This window comes from Streptomyces sp. NBC_01217 (genome assembly GCF_035994185.1).
In the GTDB taxonomy this organism is placed as follows: domain Bacteria; phylum Actinomycetota; class Actinomycetes; order Streptomycetales; family Streptomycetaceae; genus Streptomyces.
In genome coordinates, this window is record NZ_CP108538.1 from 3,046,198 (window position 1) to 3,068,327 (window position 22,130).

Here is a 22,130-nt window from a genome sequence, read left to right on the forward strand (position 1 = left end):
AGTTTCCCGGACCGGGCCTTCGTCACCGAGCTGTCACCCGGACGGAACGGCCGATGCGCCTACTTCACGACCGACAGCGGCAGGAGCTTCTTGCCGGTCGGGCCGATCTGGATGCTGGTGTCCATCTGCGGGCAGACGCCGCAGTCGAAGCACGGGGTCCAGCGGCAGTCATCGACCTCGGTCTCGTCGAGCGAGTCCTGCCAGTCCTCCCAGAGCCAGTCCTTGTCGAGACCGGAGTCCAGGTGGTCCCAGGGCAGGACCTCCTCGTACGTCCGCTCACGGGTGGTGTACCAGTCGACGTCGACGCCGTACTCGGGCAGCGTCTTCTCGGCGGCGGCCATCCAGCGGTCGTAGCTGAAGTGCTCGCGCCAGCCGTCGAAGCGGCCGCCGGACTCGTAGACCGCGCGGATGACGGAGCCGACGCGGCGGTCACCGCGCGAGAGCAGGCCCTCGACGATGCCTGGCTTGCCATCGTGGTAGCGGAAGCCGATGGAGCGGCCGTACTTCTTGTCGCCGCGGATCTTGTCCCGGAGCTTGGCCAGCCGGGCGTCGGTCTCCTCGGCGCCGAGCTGCGGGGCCCACTGGAACGGCGTGTGCGGCTTGGGCACGAAGCCGCCGATGGAGACGGTGCAGCGGATGTCGTTCTGGCCGGAGACCTCGCGGCCCTTGGCGATCACATTGACCGCCATGTCACCGATCTGGAGGACATCCTCGTCGGTCTCGGTGGGCAGACCGCACATGAAGTACAGCTTCACCTGGCGCCAGCCGTTGCCGTACGCGGTGGCGACGGTACGGATGAGGTCCTCTTCCGAGACCATCTTGTTGATGACCTTGCGCATGCGCTCGGAGCCGCCCTCGGGGGCGAAGGTGAGTCCGGAGCGGCGGCCGTTGCGGGTCAGCTCGTTGGCCAGGTCCACGTTGAACGCGTCGACGCGGGTGGAGGGCAGCGAGAGACCGATCTTGTCGTCGGTGTACCGGTCGGCGAGGCCCTTGGCGATCTCGCCGATCTCGGTGTGGTCCGCGGAGGAGAGCGAGAGCAGACCGACCTCTTCGAAGCCGGTCGCCTTGAGACCCTTCTCGACCATCTCGCCGATGCCGGTGATGCTTCGCTCCCGCACGGGGCGCGTGATCATGCCGGCCTGGCAGAAACGGCAGCCGCGGGTGCAGCCGCGGAAGATCTCGACGGACATCCGCTCGTGGACGGTCTCGGCGAGGGGCACGAGGGGCTGCTTCGGGTACGGCCACTCGTCGAGGTCCATCACGGTGTGCTTGGACACCCGCCACGGCACACCCGACTTGTTCGGTACGACACGGCCGATGCGCCCGTCCGGGAGGTACTCGACGTCGTAGAAGCCCGGAACGTACACGCCGCCGGTCTTCGCGAGGCGCAGCAGCACCTCTTCGCGGCCGCCGGGGCGGCCCTCGGCTTTCCAGGCGCGGATGATCTCGGTGATCTCCAGGACGGCCTGCTCCCCGTCGCCGATGACCGCGCAGTCGATGAACTCCGCGATCGGCTCGGGGTTGAACGCGGCGTGGCCGCCGGCCAGCACGATCGGGTCGTCGAGGGTGCGGTCCCGGGCGTTGAGGGGGATGCCCGCGAGATCCAGGGCGGTGAGCATGTTGGTGTAGCCGAGTTCGGTGGAGAAGCTCAGCCCGAAGACGTCGAACGCCTTGACCGGGCGGTGGCTGTCCACGGTGAACTGCGGGACCTTGTGCTCGCGCATCAGCTCTTCGAGGTCCGGCCACACGCTGTAGGTGCGCTCGGCGAGGACGCCCTGGCGCTCGTTGAGCACCTCGTAAAGGATCATGACGCCCTGGTTGGGGAGTCCGACCTCGTACGCGTCCGGGTACATCAGTGCCCAGCGGACGTCGCATTCGTCCCACGGCTTGACGGTGGAGTTCAGCTCACCGCCGACGTACTGGATGGGCTTCTGCACATGCGGGAGCAGAGCTTCGAGCTGTGGGAAGACCGAATCGACAGACATCGCGAACTTTCGAGAGCCGGCAAGGGTGACCATCAAGCGTACCCCGGCGCTCAGCCTTCCAGCGCCGCCCGCAGACGCGGCCGCGACGCCCGCTCCCACAGCTTCGGCAGCTCCCTCTCGTGGCCCGCGGCGGCCGCCTCCTCCCGTCCGTACAGCAGTCCCCAGGTGAACGACGGCTCCCCCGCCGCGTGCGCCTGGACGGCCAGGGTGCGCAGGGCATCACGGGCCACCACGCTGTCCTGATGGTCGCCGAGGAGGGTCTGTACGGACTTCATCCGTCCGGCGATCCGCCCAGCCGGCTTCCCGAGCGCGGGCCGGGCCGCCTCCGCCGCGTAACGGGCGCGCTTGGCGGCCTTGCGGGCATCGTGCAGGGCGAGATCCCGGTCGTGGCCGGGCGGCAGCCCGAGGGCATGGCCCACCCTGGTCGCGAGGCGCTCGTACTCCTTCAGCACGGCGCGGGACAGCGCCTGAGCGGGGGCGCGGGACGCGGCGGGCAGCAGCGGCGGGGCGTCGAGCAGGGCGTCCAGGCTCTCCAGGAGTGCCAGGTACCGCTTCCCGTCGAGTACGGCGACGGTCCGGCGCCGGGAGCCGCCGCGGCGGGCCGCCGACCAGATCCGCAGCCGGCTGCGCACGGGGCCGAGGACCAGCGTGCGGGGCAGTGCGGCGAGACCGGCGCGCAGCCGGGCGTCGAGGACCTCCTGGTCGCGGTCGATGCCCAGCTCGGCGGCCAGCCACTTCAGCTCGTCGCCGACCGGGTCGGTGACGTTCCGGTCGAGGATCTTGCGGTACGTCCGCAGCGCGCTGCGCAGTCTGCGGGTGGCGACCCGCAGCTGATGCACGGAGTCGGGGAGGTCACGGCGTACAGCGGGGTCGAGGGCGACGATCGTCTCGGCCTGCCGGCGGATGTACGCGAGGACGTGGTCGCCCGCCGTGAGTGGCGCATTCTGCTCCCCGGAGCCCTTCTTCCGCTCCTTGTCCTGCTTCCGCTTCGGTGCGGTCTCGGCGAGCGCCCTGGACAGCTTGGACAGCGATGCGGACGGGCGGACACCGGCCTTGCGCAGCCTTCGTTCGACGGCGTCGAGGAAGGCGGGGTCGCCGTCGTCGGCGAGTTCGACCTCGATCTCGGTCCAGGCTGCCGTGCCACTGCCGCCCGTCAGCCGCTCGGCATGCACCGCGTCGATGCTTACCTCCGCGAGCAGCGCGCCCCCATCGTCGAGCAGATGGTGGACGTCGCGGGCGGTGCGCAGCCGGACGACGGGGACGAGTGCGCTGTCGCGGACCCGGGAGCGGAGCAGCCCGGCGAGAGAGTGCGGCAGGGTGTCGCAGAGCGGTTCCCGGAGCTCGTCCCGGATACCGGTGGCGACCGGGAATTTGAGGTGCCAGCCCTCGTCGCTCCCGCCGGTGCGGCGGCGCAGGGTGAGGGCGCCGGCCATGAGCCGGAGGTCCTCGGTGTCGTAGTACACGGCGTCCAGTTCGCTGACGCCCCGGTGGGCGACGGCCGAGACCCCGGCCACCCGGCTCAGGTCGGGGAGCCGGGTTTCCGTGGTGGCTTCGTACTTCCGCTCGATCTCTCGCTTGGTCTGATTCATCGGACCTTCTTTCGAGTGAACGGTCGGCTTCGCCCACTGCAGCGGCGCTGACGTGTCCTACGTTGTGATCCTGCCCCCGGGCAGCGGTCAGGGCTTGGCCGTCACGAGGTTCGACCGAGCCGGGTGAGAAGCCGCCCGCTTGCCGGGTGGAGGAGTCACGAACCGAATCTAGACGCTATTCGGTTCTCTGCGCAGCCCTCTGCCGGGGCCAGGCCCCACGCCGGGCCCCGGCAGAGGGCTGCCGCGCACGAAGACGCCCCTACGCGCTTATCGGCCGCTGCATCCTGATCGACTGGAGCAGACCGACGGCCACCCAGACGGCGAACATCGAGGACCCTCCGTACGACACGAACGGCAGCGGAAGCCCGGCGACCGGCATGATGCCGAGGGTCATCCCGATGTTCTCGAACGCCTGGAAGGCGAACCAGGCGATGATTCCGGCGGCGACGATCGTGCCGTACAGCTCGGTCGTCTCGCGGGCGATCCGGCAGGCGCGCCACAGGACGACACCGAGCAGGAAGAGGATCAGTCCGGCGCCGAGGAAGCCGAGCTCCTCGCCCGCGACGGTGAAGACGAAGTCGGTCTGCTGCTCGGGGACGAACTGTCCGGTCGTCTGGGTGCCCTGGAAGAGGCCCGTTCCGGTGAGGCCGCCGGAACCGATCGCGATGCGTGCCTGGTTGGTGTTGTAGCCGACGCCTGCCGGGTCGAGCGCGGGGTTGGCGAAGGCGGCGAAGCGGGCGATCTGGTAGTCGTCGAGCAGGCCGAGCTGCCAGACGGCGACGGCGCCGCCCGCGCCCGCTCCGAGGAGGCCGAAGACCCAGCGGTTCGAGGCGCCGGAGGCGAGGAGCACGCCGAGCACGATGACGGCCATGACCATCACGGAGCCGAGGTCCGGCATCCCCATGACGATGGCCATCGGCACGGCCGCGAGGCCGAGGGCCTTGGCGACGGTCCGGTGGTCGGGGTGGAGCTGGTCGCCCGCGTCGACGCGCTCGGCGAGCAGCATCGCCATGATCAGGATGATGGTGATCTTGGTGAACTCGGACGGCTGGAGCGAGAAGCCGCCGCCGATGATGATCCAGGCGTGCGCGCCGTTGACGGTCGCGCCGAGCGGGGTGAGGACCGCCAGCACGAGGAGCACCGAGAGGCCGTAGAGGATCGGTACGGCGCCGCGCAGGGTGCGGTGGCCGAGCCAGACCGTGCCGACCATCAGAGCGAAGCCGATGCCGGTGTTGAGGGCGTGCCGGAGGAGGAAGTAGTACGGGTCGCCGTGGGTGAGCGTGTCGCGGCCCCGGGTCGCCGAGTAGACCAGCAGCGAGCCGATGAAGGAGAGCGCGATCGCGGACCCGAGCAACGGCCAGTCGAGTTTGCGTACGAGGGAGTCGCGGGCGGTGAGCTTGCCCCAGGCGGAGCGCTCGGGGGCGTACCGCGAGACGGAGAATCCAGCCATCAGTCGCGCCTCCCGAGCACTGCCGCGAGGGTCTGCTCCTCCGGGGTCTTCTGCGAGTCCGGGTTGTACGGCTTGATCTCCGGGGCCTCGATCGAGCCGTCGTGCTGGATCTTCGGCAGGGACTTCTGCGGGGTGGGCAGCAGCGCCTTCTTCAGGTCCTGCTTTCCGGAGTCGTCGAGTCCGTAGAGCGCGTCGTAGATGTTGCGCACGGCGGGCCCGGACGCGCCGGAGCCCGTACCGCCCTGGGAGATCGTCATGACGATCGAGTAGTCCTTGGTGTACGTGGCGAACCAGGAGGTCGTCTGCTTGCCGTAGACCTCGGCCGTACCCGTCTTGGCGTGCATCGGGATCTTGTCCTGCGGCCAGCCGCCGAAGCGCCAGGCGGCCGAACCACGGGTCGCGACGCCAGCGAGGGCGCCGTCGATCTCGTTGCGGGTCTTGCGCGTGAAGGGCAGCTTGCCGTGCGACTTGGGCGCGATCTCCTCGACGGTCTTGCCGTCGCCGCTGACGATCGCCTTGCCGACGGTGGGGTCGTAGAGCGTGCCGCCGTTGGAGATGGCGGCGTAGATGGTCGCCATCTGGATCGGGGTGACGAGGGTGTCGCCCTGGCCGATCGAGTAGTTGACGGAGTCACCGGCGCGCATCTTGTTGCCTTCGAGGCAGTTCTCGTACGCGATCTTCTCGACGTACGAGCCGTCCTTCTTGCCCTGCTTGCACCAGGCGTCCTTGTTCGCCTTGTAGAAGTCCTGCTTCCACTTGCGGTCGGGGACGCGGCCGGTGACCTCGTTGGGGAGGTCGATGCCGGTCTCCTTGCCGAGGCCGAACTGATGGGCCGTCTTGTAGAACCAGTCCTTGGGGTGCTTCTTGGGGTTGATGCCGCCGTCCTTCAGCCACTCCTTGTGCGCGATGCCGTAGTAGACGGTGTCGCAGGAGACCTCGAGGGCCCGGCCGATGGTGATGGAGCCATAACCCTGGGACTCGAAGTTCTTGAAGACCTGTCCGCCGACGTTGTACGAGCTGGGGCAGGGGTAGTTGCCGTCGAAGGGGTAGCCGGCGTTGACCGCGGCGGTCGACGAGATGACCTTGAAGATCGAGCCGGGTGCGGCCTGGCCCTGGATGGCCCTGTTCAGCAGCGGGAAGTTGGACTTCTTGCCGGTGAGCTTGGCGTAGTCCTTGGCGGAGATGCCGCCGACCCAGGCGTTGGGGTCGTAGTTCGGCAGGGAGGCCATCGCGACGACCCGGCCGGTCTTGGCCTCCATGACGACGACGGCGCCGGAGTCGGCCTTGTAGTTCTCGCCGGTGTTCTTGTCGAAGGACTGCCGGGCGACCTTCATGGCCTCGTTGAGCTCGTACTCGGCGACGGCCTGGACGCGGGCGTCTATCGAGGTGACGACGCTGGATCCGGGCTCCGCCTTGTCGTTCTTCGCCTGGCCGATGACCCGGCCGAGGTTGTCGACCTCGTAGCGGGTGACGCCGGCCTTGCCGCGCAGTTCCTTGTCGTAGGTGCGCTCCAGGCCGGAGCGGCCGACCTGGTCGGAGCGCAGGTACGGCGAGTCGGTGTCCTGGGCCTTGGTGATCTCCTCGTCGGTGACGGGCGAGAGATAGCCGAGGACCTGGGCGGTGTTGGACTTGCCGGGAGCGGGGTAGCGGCGTACGGCGGTGGGCTCGGCCGTGATGCCGGGGAAGTCCTCGGCGCGTTCGCGGATCTGGAGGGCCTGCTGGGTGGTGGCCTCGTCGGTGACCGGGATCGGCTGGTACGGCGAACCGTTCCAGCAGGGCTGCGGCGTCTTCGAGTCGCAGAGCCGGACCTTGTCGAGGACCTCCTTGGGCTTCATGTCGAGGACATCGGCGAGCCGGGTCAGAACGCCCTTGCCGTCGTCCTTCATCTTCAACAGCTCGGTCCGGCTGGCGGAGACGACCAGCCGGGTCTCGTTGTCGGCGAGCGGCACACCGCGCGCGTCGAGGATGGAGCCGCGGACGGCGGGCTGGACGACCTGCTGGACGTGGTTGCTCTTCGCCTCGTCGCTGTACTCCTGGCCGTTGCGGATCTGGAGGTACCAGAGGCGCCCGCCGAGGGTGAGCAGCAGGGAGAAGACGAGGACCTGGATGACTACGAGGCGGATCTGGACCCGCTGGGTCCGGCCGGTCTCGGGGATGTTGCTCACGGGGCGCCCCCGGTGGTGGTCGGGCCGAAGGTGCGGGTGGTGTCCCCGCCGTGGTGCGGCCTCACAGTCGCTTGACTCCCTTGATCCGTCCGGCGCGTGCCGCGCGGTTGCGGGCGACCTTGACGCGCAGTCCGCCGCGCTGGCTGCCGATCCGCAGTCCGGTGCCGGAGGCCAGCCAGCCCGCGGCGACATCGCCGCCGCCGGACGAGTCGGCCAGCGGATCGTTCACCGTGCGTCTGGCGATCGCCATGATCAGGGGCACGACGAACGGCGCGAGGAGCAGGTCGTAGACCGCGGCGGTGAACAGCAGGCTGCCGAGGCCCACATGACGGGCCGCCGTGTCCCCCACGAGCGCGCCGACGAGCGCGTAGAGCAGGGTCGAGCCGATCGCCGCGGCGACGACCCCGATCATCGGGACGAGGGCCGACTTGAGCTGCCCGGTCTCCGGCTTGGCCAGTCCTGCGACATAGCCGATGACGCAGAGGACCAGTGCGTAGCGTCCGGCGGCGTGGTCGGCGGGCGGTGCCAGGTCGGCGAGGAGTCCCGCGCCGAAGCCGATGAGGGCGCCGCTGACATGCCCGTACACGAAGGCGAGTGCGAGGACGACGAGAAGCAGCAGGTCGGGCACGGCGCCGGGGAGCTGGAGGCGGGCGAGCACGGAGACCTGGAGGACGAGGGCGATCACGACCAGGACGAGGGAGAGCAGAGTCCGGTTCAAGCGCATGGGAATCAGCTCTACTCCTGCTCGTCTGCAGTGTTGCCGGTGTTCGGTGTGGCGCCCGGACCGGCGCTGGGATCCGGACTTCCGCTCGGGTCCGGGCTCTCGCTCGGGTCCGGGCTCTCGTTGATGTTCCCGAGGACGTTGCCTTCGGTGTCGACGATGTCGCCGTTGGGCGAGATCGTGACGGTGACGGTCGGGGTGGGTTTGGGCTTGGCGGGCTTGGCCGGCTGCTTCGGCAGGACCATGTCACGGGGGTCCTCGCGCGGGGCCTGGACGACGACGCCGACGATGTCGAGCTTGGTGAACCCGACGAACGGACGGACGTAGACGGTACGGGTCAGGCCGCCGTTGGACGGGTCCACGCGGACGACCTCGCCGACCGGGACGCCGGGCACGAACGGCTTGTCCCTGCTGGAGCCGAAGGTGACCAGCCGGTCGCCCTTCTTCACCTTGGCCTTGCCGTTGAGGAACTGCACGGACAGCGGCTGGGAGCCCTGGCCGGTGGCGAAGCCCAGTTCGTCGGTCTTCTCCATGCGGGTGCCGACGGTGAAGTCGGGGTCGTTGGCCAGCAGCACCGTGGCGATGTCCGGGCCGACGGTGGTGACCCGGCCGACGAGACCGTCGCCGTTGATGACGGTCATGTCGCGCTTGATGCCGTCGTTGGAGCCCGCGTCGATCGTGACCGTCCAGGAGAAGCCCTGGGCCGCTCCTATGGCGATGACCTCGGCGGCCTTGATGCCGTACTGTCCGGCGGCCGACTTCTTCAGCATCTTGTCGAGTTCGCGGACCCGGCTGCGGTTCTGGTCGTCGCTGCCGAGCTTCGTCTTGAGCGCGGCGTTCTGCTGCTCCAGCTCGGCGATCCGGTTGTGCCGTGCCCCGGAGTCGCGTACCGCCCCTATGGCGTTGCCCACCGGGTCGACGGCTGCCGCGACGCCGTTCTCCACCGGCCCGAAGACCGCGGCGGCGGCCCGCCGGGCGCCGTCCACCGGTGAGCCCTCGCCGCCGCGGATGTCCACCGTGATCAGTGCGAATGCGATGGCGATCAGCAGCACCAGGAGCAGCCGGCTCTCTCGTGTGTCCCTCACGTGCGGCGGCCGTGCCTTCCTCGTCGGAATGTTCGTGCCTGTATATCAACGATCGGCCGTACGGAGCGGCAGTGGTCCGCACGGCAGACTGATGTGTTGTTGTCCCCGGGCCGGGCCGGCCCGGTTACCTGCGGGGCTGGGCGTCCAGCACCTGCTGGAGCGCCTCGAACTCCTCGACGCACTTGCCGGATCCGAGCGCCACCGAGTCCAGCGGGTCCTCGGCGATGTGGATCGGCATGCCCGTCTCGCGGCGCAGCCGCTCGTCCAGTCCGCGCAGCAGCGCGCCGCCGCCGGTGAGGACGATCCCGCGGTCCATGACGTCGCCGGAGAGCTCCGGCGGGCACTTGTCGAGCGTGGTCTTCACCGCGTCGACGATCGCGTTGACCGGCTCCTCGATGGCCTTGCGGACCTCGGCGGCCGAGATGACCACGGTCTTGGGCAGCCCGGAGACCAGGTCGCGGCCGCGGATCTCGGTGTGCTCCTCCTTCTCCATCTCGTACGCCGAACCGATCGTGATCTTGATCTGTTCGGCGGTGCGCTCGCCGAGGAGGAGCGAGTACTCCTTCTTGATGTGCTGGATGATCGCGTTGTCCAGCTCGTCACCGGCGACCCGGATCGACTGGGCAGTGACGATTCCGCCGAGCGAGATGACCGCGACCTCGGTGGTGCCGCCGCCGATGTCGACGACCATGTTGCCGGTGGCCTCGTGGACCGGCAGACCGGAGCCGATGGCCGCCGCCATGGGCTCCTCGATGATGTGCACCTGACGCGCACCGGCCTGCGTCGACGCCTCGATGACGGCGCGTCGCTCGACCCCGGTGATGCCGGAGGGCACGCAGACCACGACCCGCGGGCGGGCCAGGTAGCGGCGCTTGTGGATCTTCAGGATGAAGTAGCGGAGCATCCGCTCGGTGATCTCGAAGTCGGCGATCACACCGTCCTTCAGGGGCCGTACGGCAACGATGTTGCCCGGTGTACGCCCGATCATCTTCTTGGCCTCGGAACCGACCGCCAGGATGCCGCCGGTGTTGGTGTTGATGGCCACGACGGACGGCTCGTTCAGAACGATGCCGCGCCCCCTGACGTACACCAGCGTGTTGGCAGTCCCGAGGTCGATAGCCATGTCACGGCCGATGAACGACATTGAGTTCCCCTTGTTCCCCATGAGGATGCGTCGGGCCTTCCGAGAAAGCGATGTTGGCTTGTTATGGTCGGCGAGGTGAGCGCTGCGGGCGTGGAAGATTCCATCGTAGTGCCGTATGCACGGACACCGCGCGAGGGTCCTTCGCCTGTGTGGGCGGAACGGGTGGCCGTTCCACTCATGGTGACGTTACGTCGGAGTGATGCGTTCCCGCGATCCGGGACCCTATGCCGAAGGGCGGCCGAATTACTTCGGTCGCCCCAGGTCATGAGCGCTGTTCGGCTGATCCGAGGTCAGGAAAGTCCCGGGAAGAAAAGCTTCAGTTCTCGCTCTGCGGACTCCTCGGAGTCCGAGGCGTGGATGAGGTTCTCCCGGGTGATCGTGCCGAAGTCGCCCCGGATGGAGCCGGGCGCGGCGGCGATCGGGTCGGTGGGGCCGGCCAGCGTACGGATGCCCTCGATGACCCGCTCGCCCTCGGCGACCAGCGCCACGACCGGGCCGGACTGCATGAACTCGACGAGCGGCTCGTAGAACGGGCGGCCGACGTGCTCGGCGTAGTGCTGCTCCAGCGTGGCGCGGTCCAGGGTGCGCAGCTCCAGCGCGGTGATCCGCCAGCCGGCCTTGCGCTCGATCCGCCCGACGATCTCGCCGACCAGTCCGCGCCGGACAGCGTCGGGCTTGAGGAGAACGAGGGTGCGCTGGGTCATGGTGTGCGGCTCCTTGCAGGCATGCGGGTGCGGTGAGGCGAGGCTACAGGGGTACGGGGACGGGCCTGCGGCCGGGTTTGGCCGCGGGGTGGGGGATCAGCCACCGGCCGGGGCCTCGGAGGCCTCCTGCGCGGCCGCCCAGCGGGCCTTCACCTCGTCGATCCGGCGGCCGTAGTGCACCGAGGCCCACCACAGGCCGCCGAAGACCAGGCCGAGGATGAACATCATCGGTACGACGAAGCCGCTCAGCACCAGGGCGATCTGCAGCGCCCAGCCGAGCTGTATGCCTCCGGGGCGGGTGATCACCCCGCAGAGGAGCACGGACAGCAGCATGCCGATGCCGCAGACCGTCCAGACCGTGGCGTTCGTCAGATCGTCGGACTTCATCGCCACGAGTCCGGCGAAGCCGATCACGAAGAACTCGCCGATCAGCGTCGAAGCACAGAGCGTACGCACGTCGGTCAGTGCCTTCCCAGGAGCAGCCGGGCCTCGCCGACCGTGATCACGGAACCGGTCACCAGCACGCCGGCGCCCGCGTATTCGTCCTCTTCCTCGGCGAGGGTGATCGCCGCCTCCAGCGCGTCGTCGAGGCGCGGTTCGACCTGGACGCGGTCGTTGCCGAAGACCTCGACCGCGACGGCGGCCAGCGCGTCGGCGTCCATCGCCCGGCCGCTGGAGTTCTGGGTGATGACGACCTCGGCGAAGATCGGCTCGAAGGCTTCGAGGAGCCCCTTGACGTCCTTGTCGTCGCTGGCGCCGACCACACCGATCAGCCGGGAGAAGCCGAACGCCTCGGAGAGCCCGTCGGCGGTGGCACGGGCGCCCGCCGGGTTGTGGGCCGCGTCCAGGACGACGGTCGGGCTGGAGCGGACCACTTCGAGGCGGCCCGGCGAGACCACCGAGGCGAAGGCCCGGCGGACCGTGTCGGTGTCGAGTGCGCCGGGCTGCTCGGCGCCGATCCCGAAGAACGCCTCCACGGCGGCGAGCGCCACCGCCGCGTTGTGCGCCTGGTGGGCGCCGTACAGCGGGAGGAAGATCTCCGCGTACTCGCCGCCCAGGCCGCGCAACGTCAGCAGCTGGCCGCCGACCGCGATCTCGCGGGAGACGATGCCGAACTCCATGCCCTCGCGGGCGACCGTGGCGTCGACCTCGACTGCCTTCTTCAGCATGACCTGCGCGGCGTCGACCGGCTGCTGCGCCAGGATGACCGTGGCGTCCTGCTTGATGACCCCGGCCTTCTCACCGGCGATCTCGGCGGGCGTGCCGCCGAGCCGGTCGGTGTGGTCCAGCGAGATGGGGGTGACGACGGCGACCGAGGAGTCGATCACGTTCGTCGCGTCCCAGCTGCCGCCCATGCCGACCTCGACGACGGCGACATCGACCGGTGCGTCGGCGAAGGCCGCGTACGCCATGCCGGTCAGCACCTCGAAGAAGGAGAGCCGGTACGGCTGCTGGGCGTCGACCATCTCGACGTACGGCTTGATGTCCTGGTACGTCTCGATGAACCGCTCGGGGTCCATCGGCGAGCCGTCCAGGCTGATCCGCTCGGTGATCGACTGGACGTGCGGCGAGGTGTAGCGGCCGGTGCGCAGGTCGAAGGCGCCGAGCAGCGCCTCGATCATGCGGGCCGTGCTCGTCTTGCCGTTGGTCCCGGTGATGTGGATCGAGGGGTACGCGCGCTGCGGCTCGCCGAGCACGTCCATCAGCGCGGCGATGCGCGTGACGGAAGGCTCCAGCTTGGTCTCGCCCCAGCGTCCGGCGAGCTCCTGCTCCACCGCGCGCAGCGCCTTGTCCACCTCGGGGTCGGCGGGTCGGGCGGGGACGTCGTGGCCCTGCGGTGGCCCGGAGCTGGTGCGCAGCGTACGGCTACCGGCCTCGATCACCGCCAGGTCGGGGTCGCGCTGGGTCGCTTCATCGACGATCGCCGCGAAGCTCTCGTCGGAATCGGAGGCGTTGTGCCGGTCGGAAGGGCGGGGCTCACTCACGGGGCCAGTCTACGGATGGGCACGGACATCGCGCGCAGCGCCCGGCGCATGCGCGCGGGACGGCGAAGCCCCCGTACTCCCGGCGGCGGGGGTACGGGGGCTTCGCCCTTCGCGGGTGATCAGCCCTGCGGCAGGTTCGCCAGCTGGCTGGTGATCCGCTCGATGTCCGCCTCGGCCTTGGCGAGCCGGCCACGGATCTTGCCGACCACGTTGTCCGGGGCCTTGCCGAGGAACGCCTCGTTGGACAGCTTTCCGTTGGCCTGCGCCTTCTCCTTCTCGGCTGCGCCCAGGTCCTTCGTCAGGCGCTTGCGCTCGGCCTCGACGTCGATCGTGCCGGACAGGTCGAGGGCGACGGTGGCGCCCGCGACCGGCAGCGACGCGGTGGCGTGGAAGCCGTCCCCGGCGGGCTGCAGACGCAGCAGCTGGCGGATGGCGGCCTCGTGCGGGGGGAGCGCCGTGCCGGTCAGGGTGAGCTCGGCCGGGACCTTCTGGCCGGGCTGCAGGCCCTGGTCGGAGCGGAACCGGCGGACCTCGGTGACGACCTGCTGGACGAGCTCGATCTCCTGCTCGGCCGCGTCGTCGCGGAAGCCCGAGTCGGTCGGCCAGTCGGCGATGACGACGGACTCCCGGCCGGTGAGCGCGGTCCAGAGCGTCTCCGTGACGAACGGGACGACCGGGTGCAGCAGCCGCAGCATCACGTCGAGGACCTCGCCGAGGACCCGGCTCGAAACCTCGGCCTGCTTGCCGCCCGCGAAGAACGTGGTCTTGGACAGCTCGACGTACCAGTCGAAGACCTCGTCCCAGGCGAAGTGCCGCAGTGCCTCGCTGAGCTTGGAGAACTGGAAGTCGTCGTAGTACGCGTCGACTTCGGCGACGGTCTTGTTCAGCCGGGACAGGATCCAGCGGTCGGTCACCGACATCTCGTCGGCGGACGGCAGTTCGCCCTCGATCGTGGCGCCGTTCATCAGGGCGAAACGGGTTGCGTTCCAGATCTTGTTGGCGAACTTGGCGGATCCCTGGACCCACTCCTCGCCGATCGGGACGTCGGTGCCCGGGTTGGCACCGCGCGCCAGGGTGAAGCGCAGGGCGTCGGAGCCGTACTTGTCCATCCAGTCCAGCGGGTTGACGACGTTGCCGAACGACTTCGACATCTTCTTGCCGAACTCGTCGCGGACCATGCCGTGCAGCACGATGGTCTTGAAGGGCGGGACGCCGTCGTTGACGTACAGGCCGAACATCATCATCCGGGCGACCCAGAAGAAGAGGATGTCGTAGCCGGTGACGAGGACGGAGTTCGGGTAGAACTTCGCGAGGCTGTCGGTCCGTTCCGGCCAGCCGAGCGTGGAGAACGGCCACAGGCCGGAGGAGAACCAGGTGTCCAGGACGTCGCTGTCCTGCGTCCAGCCCTCGCCCGCGGGGACCTCGTCGTCCGGTCCGACGCAGACGACCTCGCCGTTCGGGCCGTACCAGACGGGGATGCGGTGGCCCCACCAGAGCTGGCGCGAGATCGTCCAGTCGTGGAGGTTGTCGACCCAGTCGAAGTACCGCTTCTCCATCTCCTGCGGGTGGATCTTGACGCTGCCGTCGCGGACGGCGTCACCGGCCGCCTTGGCGAGCGGTGCGACCTTGACCCACCACTGGAGGGACAGCCGGGGCTCGATGGTGGTCTTGCAGCGCGAGCAGTGGCCGACGGAGTGGAGGTACGGACGCTTCTCGGCGACGATCCGGCCCTCGGCACGCAGCGCGCCGACGATGGCGGAGCGGGCCTCCAGGCGGTCCAGGCCCTCGAAGGGGCCGGGGACCGTGATGACGGCGCGCTCGTCCATGACCGTGAGGAACGGCAGGTCGTGGCGCCTGCCGATCTCGAAGTCGTTCGGGTCGTGGGCGGGCGTGACCTTGACGGCGCCGGTGCCGAACTCCGGGTCGACGTGGTGGTCGGCGACGACCGGGATCGTGCGGTCGGTCAGCGGGAGCTTGATCTGCTTGCCGACCAGGTGCTTGTAGCGCTCGTCGTCGGGGTGAACGGCGACGGCGGTGTCACCGAGCATCGTCTCGGCGCGGGTCGTGGCGACGACGATGGTGTCGTCACCCTCCCCGTACGTCATGGAGACGAGCTCGCCGTCGTCGTCCTGGTACTCGACCTCGATGTCGGAGATCGCGGTCAGACAGCGCGGGCACCAGTTGATGATGCGCTCGGCGCGGTAGATCAGCCCGTCGTCGTACATCTTCTTGAAGACGGTCTGGACGGCGGTGGACAGGCCCTCGTCCATGGTGAAGCGCTCGCGGGACCAGGCGACGCCCTCGCCGAGCCGGCGCATCTGGCCGGAGATCTGGCCGCCGGACTCGTTCTTCCACTTCCAGACGCGCTCGACGAAGGCCTCGCGGCCCAGGTCGTGGCGGGACTTGCCCTCCTTGCCGAGCTCGCGCTCGACGACGTTCTGGGTGGCGATGCCGGCGTGGTCCATTCCGGGCTGGTACAGCGCCTCGAAGCCCTGCATGCGCTTGCGGCGGACGAGGGCGTCGATCAGCGTGTGCTCGAAGGCATGCCCCAGGTGCAGGCTGCCCGTGACGTTCGGCGGCGGGATGACGATGGAGTACGGCGGCTTCTCGCTGTGCTCGTCGGCCTCGAAGTAACCACGTTCTACCCAGCGCTCATACAGCTTCCCCTCTACCTCGGCCGGTGCGTACTGGGTCGGCAGTTCGGGGTTGCTGGCTGGCGTCTGCTGAGTGTTCTCGGTCACGGGGGACAGTTTAGGGCCGTCACAGTCGTGCACTGAAACCGGTTTGTTCAGTAACGGTGTGACTCCCGGCGCTCCATGACGACGCACCTTCCGTCAGGATGTTCGGAACGCATAAGCATTCCGATGAGCATTTCCGAACAGGGGACACCGCAGATGAGCTACAACCAGCCGGGCCCGTACGGCGGCCAGCCGCCCCAGGGCCAGCCCGGCCCGTACGGCGGCCAGCCTCCGCAGGGCCAGCCCGGCCCGTACGGCCAGCAGCCGGGCCCGTACGGCGGTCAGCCTCCGCAGGGCGGCCAGCCGGGGTACGGATACCCGCAGCAGGCCCCCCAGGGTGTCCCGCAGCAGCCCCAGCCCGGCTACGGCTACCCGCAGTCCCAGCAGCCGGGCCCGTACGGCCAGCCGCCCCAGGCCCCTTACGGCCAGGCCCCGTACGGCGGCCAGCCCCCGTTCCCCCCGGCCCAGCCGAAGAAGAAGACCGGCCTGATCATCGGCGGCGCGGTCGTGGCGCTGGCGGTCATCGCGGGCGGGGCGTACTTCCTGACGTCGGGCGGGGGCAGCGGCACGCTCAGCGACGACGGGCCGCACAAGCTGACCACGCCGGCGAAGGTGCTGGACAAATACCAGCGCTTCGGCGATGACAACTCGGGTGTGAAGCAGGACGCCGAAGCCACGAAGGAGCTGACGGCCAGCGGCATCGAGAACGGCAAGACCGTCACCGGGATCTACTCGACCGCGGACCTCAGCAACTACGACCCCAGCGACCCGAGCACCATGCCCGACATCACCACGGCGAAGGGCATCACCTATCTCGGCGCGTACGGCACGGTCAAGGACCCGGCCAAGGCGCTCGACAAATTCTTCGCCACACTGAAGAAGAGCGCTTCCGAGGACTCGAAGAACGACACCGAGCTGCTCGGCGAGCCGGAGGAGGTGTCCCCCTCCGGCTTCGAGAACGGCATCATGAAGTGCCAGGCCGCCAAGGCCAAGGACGCCAAGACCGGCAAGGAGAAGACCGACTGGTTCTGCGCCTGGTCGGACTACAGCACCATGGCCATGGTGTCCCCCGGCGACGTGACCAAGAACGTGGACAAGGACACCGCGGTCAAGATCACGACGGATCTCCGCAACGAGATCCGTGTCGCGGCCAAGTAGCGCGCGGAGAACGGCAAAGGGGCGCCCGGCCGGTCCAACCGGCCGGGCGCCCCTTGCGTTTACGAACCGCTACGCGGACTTCTCGTGCCGTCCGTCGTCGCCCTTGCCGATGGTCCGCGGCTCGCGCGGGACCAGGGTCGGGTTCACGTTGTTGCGGACGACGTCCGCCGTGATGACCACGCGGGCGACGTCCTTGCGGGACGGCACCTCGTACATCACGGACTGGAGGACCTCCTCCATGATGGCCCGCAGGCCGCGCGCGCCGGTGCCGCGCAGGATCGCCTGGTCGGCGATGGCCTCCAGCGCCGGGCGGTCGAAGTCCAGCTCGACACCGTCGAGTTCGAACAGGCGCTGATACTGCTTCACCAGCGCGTTGCGCGGCTCGACGAGGATCTGCAGCAGCGCCTCGCGGTCCAGGTTGTGGACCGAGGTGAGGACCGGCAGACGGCCGATGAACTCCGGGATCATCCCGAACTTCACCAGGTCCTCCGGCATGACCTCCTGGAACTGGTCGCTCGCCTCGATCTCCCGCTTGGAGCGGATCGTCGCGCCGAAGCCGATGCCCTTGGCGCCCGCCCGCGACTCGATGATCCTCTCCAGACCGGAGAACGCACCGCCCACGATGAACAGCACGTTCGTCGTGTCGATCTGGATGAACTCCTGGTGCGGGTGCTTGCGGCCGCCCTGCGGCGGTACGGAGGCCGTGGTGCCCTCCAGGATCTTCAACAGGGCCTGCTGGACGCCCTCGCCGGAGACATCGCGGGTGATCGACGGGTTCTCGCTCTTGCGGGCGACCTTGTCGATCTCGTCGATGTAGATGATCCCGGTCTCGGCCTTCTTGACGTCGTAGTCCGCGGCCTGGATCAGCTTCAGCAGGATGTTCTCGACGTCCTCGCCGACGTATCCGGCCTCCGTCAGCGCCGTCGCGTCGGCGATGGCGAACGGAACGTTGAGCATGCGGGCCAGGGTCTGCGCCAGGAGCGTCTTGCCGGAGCCCGTGGGGCCCAGCAGCAGGATGTTGGACTTGGCCAGCTCGATGCCGTCGTCCCGGCCCTGCGCGCCGGCGTTCTCGCCGGCCTGGACCCGCTTGTAGTGGTTGTACACAGCGACCGAGAGGGCCTTCTTCGCGGGCTCCTGCCCGACGACGTACCCCTCGAGGAACTCGTAGATCTCGCGCGGCTTGGGGAGTTCCTCCCACCGCACCTCGGAGGTCTCCGCGAGCTCCTCCTCGATGATCTCGTTGCAGAGATCGATGCACTCGTCGCAGATGTACACACCGGGTCCCGCGATGAGCTTCTTCACCTGCTTCTGGCTCTTTCCGCAGAACGAGCACTTGAGCAGGTCGCCGCCATCACCGATGCGTGCCACGAGGTGCTTCCCCTTCGCCTGGGAGCAGCTTGGTTCAGCGGCTCCTGGTGCCTCTATCCGACGGTACCTTGCCTGGCCCCCCGTTCGGGCCCCCCTTGGCACGGTTCACACAGCCGAGACCGTGTGAACCCGCCGTGCCAAGGGGCGAAGGGCGACGTCAGGCGGCCGCTCCGGCCGCGCTCTTGCGGGTCGACACGATCTGGTCGACGAGACCGTAGGCGAGGGCGTCCTCGGCGGTCAGGATCTTGTCGCGCTCGATGTCGTCGCGGATCTTGTCGATCGGCGTGGTGGAGTGCTTGGCCAGCATCTCCTCCAGCTGGGTGCGCATGCGCAGGATCTCGTTGGCCGCGATCTCCAGGTCGGAGAGCTGCTCACGGCCGGTCTGCGAGGACGGCTGGTGGATCAGCACGCGGGCGTTGGGCAGCGCCATCCGCTTGCCGGGCGTACCGGCGGCGAGCAGCACGGCCGCGGCGGAGGCCGCCTGGCCCATGCAGACCGTCTGGATGTCCGGCTTCACGAACTGCATCGTGTCGTAGATCGCGGTGAGCGCGGTGAACGAGCCGCCGGGGCTGTTGATGTAGATCGAGATGTCCCGGTCGGGGTCCATCGACTCCAGGCACAGCAGCTGCGCCATGACGTCGTTGGCCGAGGCGTCGTCGATCTGCACGCCGAGGAAGATCACGCGCTCCTCGAAGAGCTTCGCGTACGGGTCGTACTCACGCACGCCCTGCGAGGTGCGCTCCACGAAGCGCGGCACGATGTAGCGGTTGTCCACCTGCGGGCCGGTGTAGAGGCCGCTCGCGGAGGCGCCGGGGAAGTTGTTCATGTGGGTGTTCACCATCCTGGTGGCGTTCTGTGGCTGGGGGTCTCGGCGTACGAGAGGTACGCGGGGCGGTGGAGCCGGATCCGGTGGGTACCGGATCAGGCGCCGGTGCCGCCGCCGCCCGGAACGCCCGAAGCGATCGTGATGATCTCGTCGATGAGGCCGTACTCCTTGGCCTCCTCCGCGGTGTACCAGCGGTCGCGGTCGCCGTCGCGGATGATCGTCTCGACCGTCTGGCCGGAGTGGCGGGCGGTGATCTCGGCCATCCGCTGCTTGGTGCGCAGCAGGTACTGGGCCTGGATCTTGATGTCCGAGGCCGTGCCGCCGATGCCGGCCGAACCCTGGTGCATGAGGATGTCGGTGTTCGGGAGCGCGAAGCGCTTGCCCGCGGTGCCACCGGTGAGCAGGAACTGGCCCATCGAGGCCGCCATGCCCATGCCGATGGTGACCACGTCGTTCGGGATGTACTGCATGGTGTCGTAGACCGCCATGCCGGCCGTCACCGAGCCGCCGGGGCTGTTGATGTAGAGGTAGATGTCCTTGTCCGGCTCGGCGGCAAGGAGAAGCAGCTGCGCCGTGATCTTGTTGGCGATGTCATCGTCGACCTGCTGACCGAGGAAGATGATGCGCTCGCCGAGCAGTCGGCTGTAGACCTGGTCACCGAGGCCTCCACCGAGGGACGGCTCTCCGGCGGCGTAGGGCATCAGATTCGTCACGTATCCACCTGCTCGTCTCTGACGGCTCCGGCCGTCTCAGCGTCTTCGTACCGGGTGGGCGGGGACTCCCCTGCCCTTCCTATTCATGGACCCTAACGCGCAGGTAGGACAACGCCATCCCGCTTCCGCAACTGTTCGCTGGGAGCGCAAGCTCCGCAGTCCGCACAAGGGTTGCGGGGCACCGTACGCCATACGACGACGGGCTCCGAACGCACAGCGTCCGGAGCCCGTCGTACGGGTTCAGCGCGAGGCTCAGGCCTCGTTCTTCTCCTCGGTGGCCTCGGCAACGGCCTCGGCGGCACCGTCGGCGGCCTCGACCGTCTCGATGGCCTCCTCCTCGTCGTCCTCCAGCTCGACGACCTCACCGTTGGTGTCGACGACCTTGGCGGCCTCGACGACCACGGCCAGCGCCTTTCCGCGGGCGACCTCGCCGACGAGCATCGGCACCTGGCCGCCCTCGACGACTGCCTGGGCGAACTGGTCGGGGCTCATGCCGGAGGAAGCGGCACGCCGCATGAGGTGCTCGGTGAGCTCCTCCTGGTTGACGTTGAGCTTCTCCTTGTTGACGATCTCGTCCAGGATGAACTGGGTCTTGATGCCCTTGATCGCCTGCTCGGAGGTCTCGGTCTCGAACTCCTCGACGGTCTTGCCCTGGATCTCCAGGTACTTGTCGAGGGTCAGACCCATCTGGCCGAGCTGGTGGTGCTCCAGGTTGTGCTTGCGGGTCTGGATCTCGTCCGCGAGCAGCTTCTCCGGGATCGGCACCTCGGCCAGCTTCAGCAGCTCGTCGAGGACGCGCTCCTGGGCCTGGGTGGCCTGGTCGTACTGCTTGGTGTTCTCGAGGCGCTTTCGGCTGTCCGCCTTCAGCTCGTCGAGGGTGTCGAACTCGCTCGCCATCTGGGCGAACTCGTCGTCAAGCTCGGGGAGCTCACGGGCGGCGACGGCGGTGACCTTGACGGTGACCTCGGCCTCCTTGCCCTCGGCCGAGCCGCCCTTCAGCTCGGAGGTGAAGGTGGCCTCGCCACCCGCCTCCAGGCCGGTGACGGCGGCGTCGATGCCGTCGAGGAGCTCGCCGGAACCGATGGTGTACGAGACACCGTCGGCCACGCCGTCCTCCAGGACCTCGCCGTCGACCTTGGCCTGCAGGTCGATCGTCACGACGTCGCCCTCGGCGGCGGCGCGCTCGACCGGGTTGGTGGAGGCGAAGCGCTCGCGGAGCTGCTCCACGGCCTTCTCGATGTCCTCGTCGCTGACCTCGAGGGCGTCGACGGTGACCTCGATGCCGGAGTAGTCCGGGATCTCGATCTCGGGGCGTACGTCAACCTCGGCGGTGAAGGCCAGCAGCTCGCCGTCCTTCAGCTCGGTGATGTCGACCTCGGGCTGGCCGAGGACGTTGAGCTCACCCTCGTTGACAGCCTCGGTGTAGAACTTCGGGAGGGCGTCGTTGACGGCCTCCTCCAGCACCGCACCGCGGCCGAACCGCTGGTCGATGACCCGGGCGGGGATCTTGCCCTTGCGGAAGCCCTTCACCGTGACCTGCTGGTTGATCTTCTTGTACGCCGCGTCGAGGCTGTCCTTGAGCTCCTCGAAGGGCACCTCGACAGTGAGCCGAACCCGGGTCGGGTTCAGGGTCTCCACGGCGCTCTTCACGGTTCGGTCTCCTTGTGGCTGACTTCTTGGGGTTCTGCTCCGCCGCACGGGAGGCGGCTTCGCGGACCGAGCCCGGTACATCAGACACACGGGCACGCATTTTGCATAGTAACGGCAAGGAGACGGACTCCCACAATGCGATCTTGCCGGTGGTCTGCGATCTTGCCGGTGGTCGGGGTGGCCGGATTCGAACCGACGACCTTCCGCTCCCAAAGCGGACGCGCTACCAAGCTGCGCCACACCCCGTCGGTGCGACACGTAGGGTACATGCAGAAAGGCAGTCCATTGGCCGGATTGCGCGGGCCGCACCGAACGCGGCACCGGGTGACCGCAATCGGGTGTGCGGGCAGCGTCCGCGACCCGCTACGATGCTTCTCGTTGCCGCTGGTCCCCGGACCTGCGGTGCGGTGCTTGCGGGCGTAGCTCAATGGTAGAGCCCTAGTCTTCCAAACTAGCTACGCGGGTTCGATTCCCGTCGCCCGCTCCATGCCTGGGCCCGGCCCGACGGATTCCTCGTCGCGCCGGGCCTTGTGCGTTCCGCCCGAGTCCTGTCGGGCCGCCTGATCCGGCTCGGCCGGATCAGAAGGTGATCTGGTTGATGGTCTCCGCTATCGAGTTCATGAACCTGTTGATCGACGGCGCCATGCCGGTCGATGCCAGGAAGAAGCCGAAGAGCACCGCGACGATCGCGGGCCCCGGCTTGATGGAGCCACCTCGGATCAGGACCACCAGGATGATCGCAAAAAGAAGCACCACAGACAGTGAAATGGCCACGACTGATCACACCCTTGGTCGGTCCGCCTTGCCGGCCCGGAGGCGTGCGGCCGAGCACTCCTCCGTTCCGTCCAT

Annotated in this window: 17 protein-coding genes and 2 tRNA genes; 2 read left to right on the forward strand and 17 right to left on the reverse strand. The window is 68.6% G+C overall.

Going from position 1 to position 22,130, the window contains the following annotated elements; all coding sequences use genetic code 11:
- Window positions 1–59: 59 nt before the first annotated feature.
- From OG507_RS13365 to OG507_RS13415, 11 genes are all read right to left on the reverse strand, one after another.
- Window positions 60–1,985, reverse strand: coding sequence for a TIGR03960 family B12-binding radical SAM protein (locus tag OG507_RS13365; RefSeq protein ID WP_327367413.1), 1,926 nt, complete (start codon window positions 1,983–1,985; stop codon window positions 60–62).
- A 50-nt stretch (window positions 1,986–2,035) separates the two neighbouring features.
- A complete protein-coding gene (locus tag OG507_RS13370; RefSeq protein WP_327367414.1) occupies window positions 2,036–3,574 on the reverse strand; it encodes a CYTH and CHAD domain-containing protein in 1,539 nt (512 codons plus the stop codon).
- 259 nt (window positions 3,575–3,833) lie between these two features.
- Window positions 3,834–5,024, reverse strand: coding sequence for a rod shape-determining protein RodA (gene rodA, locus OG507_RS13375; protein WP_327367415.1), 1,191 nt, complete (start codon window positions 5,022–5,024; stop codon window positions 3,834–3,836).
- Window positions 5,024–7,189 (reverse strand): penicillin-binding protein 2, encoded by a 2,166-nt coding sequence (gene mrdA, locus OG507_RS13380; protein WP_327367416.1) that lies wholly within the window; start codon window positions 7,187–7,189, stop codon window positions 5,024–5,026. Before mrdA ends, rodA begins: the two co-directional genes overlap by 1 nt.
- A gap of 61 nt (window positions 7,190–7,250) precedes the next feature.
- Complete coding sequence (gene mreD / locus OG507_RS13385) at window positions 7,251–7,913, reverse strand: rod shape-determining protein MreD (RefSeq protein ID WP_327367417.1); 663 nt, start codon at window positions 7,911–7,913, stop codon at window positions 7,251–7,253.
- Between the two features lie 11 nt (window positions 7,914–7,924).
- Window positions 7,925–8,995, reverse strand: coding sequence for a rod shape-determining protein MreC (gene mreC, locus OG507_RS13390; protein WP_327367418.1), 1,071 nt, complete (start codon window positions 8,993–8,995; stop codon window positions 7,925–7,927).
- 124 nt (window positions 8,996–9,119) lie between these two features.
- On the reverse strand, window positions 9,120–10,139 hold the full coding sequence (locus OG507_RS13395; protein ID WP_327367419.1) for a rod shape-determining protein: 1,020 nt from the start codon (window positions 10,137–10,139) through the stop codon (window positions 9,120–9,122).
- Window positions 10,140–10,429: 290 nt separating this feature from the next.
- Window positions 10,430–10,843, reverse strand: coding sequence for a nucleoside-diphosphate kinase (gene ndk / locus OG507_RS13400; RefSeq protein WP_327367420.1), 414 nt, complete (start codon window positions 10,841–10,843; stop codon window positions 10,430–10,432).
- 96 nt (window positions 10,844–10,939) lie between these two features.
- A complete protein-coding gene (locus tag OG507_RS13405) occupies window positions 10,940–11,299 on the reverse strand; it encodes a DUF4233 domain-containing protein (RefSeq protein WP_327367421.1) in 360 nt (119 codons plus the stop codon).
- Between the two features lie 5 nt (window positions 11,300–11,304).
- Window positions 11,305–12,828 (reverse strand): bifunctional tetrahydrofolate synthase/dihydrofolate synthase, encoded by a 1,524-nt coding sequence (gene folC, locus OG507_RS13410; protein WP_327367422.1) that lies wholly within the window; start codon window positions 12,826–12,828, stop codon window positions 11,305–11,307.
- A 119-nt stretch (window positions 12,829–12,947) separates the two neighbouring features.
- On the reverse strand, window positions 12,948–15,569 hold the full coding sequence (locus OG507_RS13415; protein ID WP_327367423.1) for a valine--tRNA ligase: 2,622 nt from the start codon (window positions 15,567–15,569) through the stop codon (window positions 12,948–12,950).
- A 153-nt stretch (window positions 15,570–15,722) separates the two neighbouring features.
- On the opposite strand from OG507_RS13415, the gene OG507_RS13420 reads away from it, so the two are divergent.
- Window positions 15,723–16,724 (forward strand): hypothetical protein, encoded by a 1,002-nt coding sequence (locus OG507_RS13420; protein ID WP_327371960.1) that lies wholly within the window; start codon window positions 15,723–15,725, stop codon window positions 16,722–16,724.
- Between the two features lie 69 nt (window positions 16,725–16,793).
- Here OG507_RS13420 and clpX read toward each other — a convergent pair whose 3' ends face one another.
- From clpX to OG507_RS13445, 5 genes are all read right to left on the reverse strand, one after another.
- Window positions 16,794–18,092, reverse strand: a complete 1,299-nt coding sequence (gene clpX / locus OG507_RS13425) for an ATP-dependent Clp protease ATP-binding subunit ClpX (protein ID WP_327367424.1) — start codon at window positions 18,090–18,092, stop codon at window positions 16,794–16,796.
- Between the two features lie 157 nt (window positions 18,093–18,249).
- Window positions 18,250–18,933 carry an ATP-dependent Clp protease proteolytic subunit gene (locus OG507_RS13430; RefSeq protein ID WP_124717721.1) on the reverse strand — a complete coding sequence of 228 codons (684 nt, stop codon included), beginning with the start codon at window positions 18,931–18,933 and terminating at the stop codon, window positions 18,250–18,252.
- Window positions 18,934–19,013: 80 nt separating this feature from the next.
- Window positions 19,014–19,619, reverse strand: a complete 606-nt coding sequence (locus OG507_RS13435) for an ATP-dependent Clp protease proteolytic subunit (protein WP_267008104.1) — start codon at window positions 19,617–19,619, stop codon at window positions 19,014–19,016.
- Between the two features lie 264 nt (window positions 19,620–19,883).
- Entirely contained in the window at window positions 19,884–21,281 is a 1,398-nt protein-coding gene (gene tig / locus OG507_RS13440) for a trigger factor (protein WP_327367425.1), read from the reverse strand.
- A gap of 169 nt (window positions 21,282–21,450) precedes the next feature.
- Window positions 21,451–21,527 (reverse strand) — tRNA-Pro (locus tag OG507_RS13445).
- A 167-nt stretch (window positions 21,528–21,694) separates the two neighbouring features.
- On the opposite strand from OG507_RS13445, the gene OG507_RS13450 reads away from it, so the two are divergent.
- A tRNA-Gly gene (locus OG507_RS13450) sits at window positions 21,695–21,768 on the forward strand.
- A gap of 92 nt (window positions 21,769–21,860) precedes the next feature.
- Here the strand turns inward: OG507_RS13450 and OG507_RS13455 are convergent.
- The gene (locus tag OG507_RS13455; protein ID WP_327367426.1) at window positions 21,861–22,055 is read right to left on the reverse strand and encodes a hypothetical protein; all 195 of its coding nucleotides are present in this window, start codon (window positions 22,053–22,055) and stop codon (window positions 21,861–21,863) included.
- Window positions 22,056–22,130: the final 75 nt, after the last annotated feature.

Coding starts and splice junctions, on each gene's coding strand:
- OG507_RS13365 (WP_327367413.1), bottom strand. CDS start 1,985: ATGTCTGTCGATTCGGTCTTCCCACAGCTCGAAGCTCTGCTCCCGCAT.
- OG507_RS13370 (WP_327367414.1), bottom strand. CDS start 3,574: ATGAATCAGACCAAGCGAGAGATCGAGCGGAAGTACGAAGCCACCACG.
- rodA (WP_327367415.1), bottom strand. CDS start 5,024: ATGGCTGGATTCTCCGTCTCGCGGTACGCCCCCGAGCGCTCCGCCTGG.
- mreD (WP_327367417.1), bottom strand. CDS start 7,913: ATGCGCTTGAACCGGACTCTGCTCTCCCTCGTCCTGGTCGTGATCGCC.
- OG507_RS13395 (WP_327367419.1), bottom strand. CDS start 10,139: ATGTCGTTCATCGGCCGTGACATGGCTATCGACCTCGGGACTGCCAAC.
- ndk (WP_327367420.1), bottom strand. CDS start 10,843: ATGACCCAGCGCACCCTCGTTCTCCTCAAGCCCGACGCTGTCCGGCGC.
- OG507_RS13420 (WP_327371960.1), top strand. CDS start 15,723: ATGAGCTACAACCAGCCGGGCCCGTACGGCGGCCAGCCGCCCCAGGGC.
- OG507_RS13430 (WP_124717721.1), bottom strand. CDS start 18,933: ATGGTGAACACCCACATGAACAACTTCCCCGGCGCCTCCGCGAGCGGC.
- OG507_RS13435 (WP_267008104.1), bottom strand. CDS start 19,619: ATGCCCTACGCCGCCGGAGAGCCGTCCCTCGGTGGAGGCCTCGGTGAC.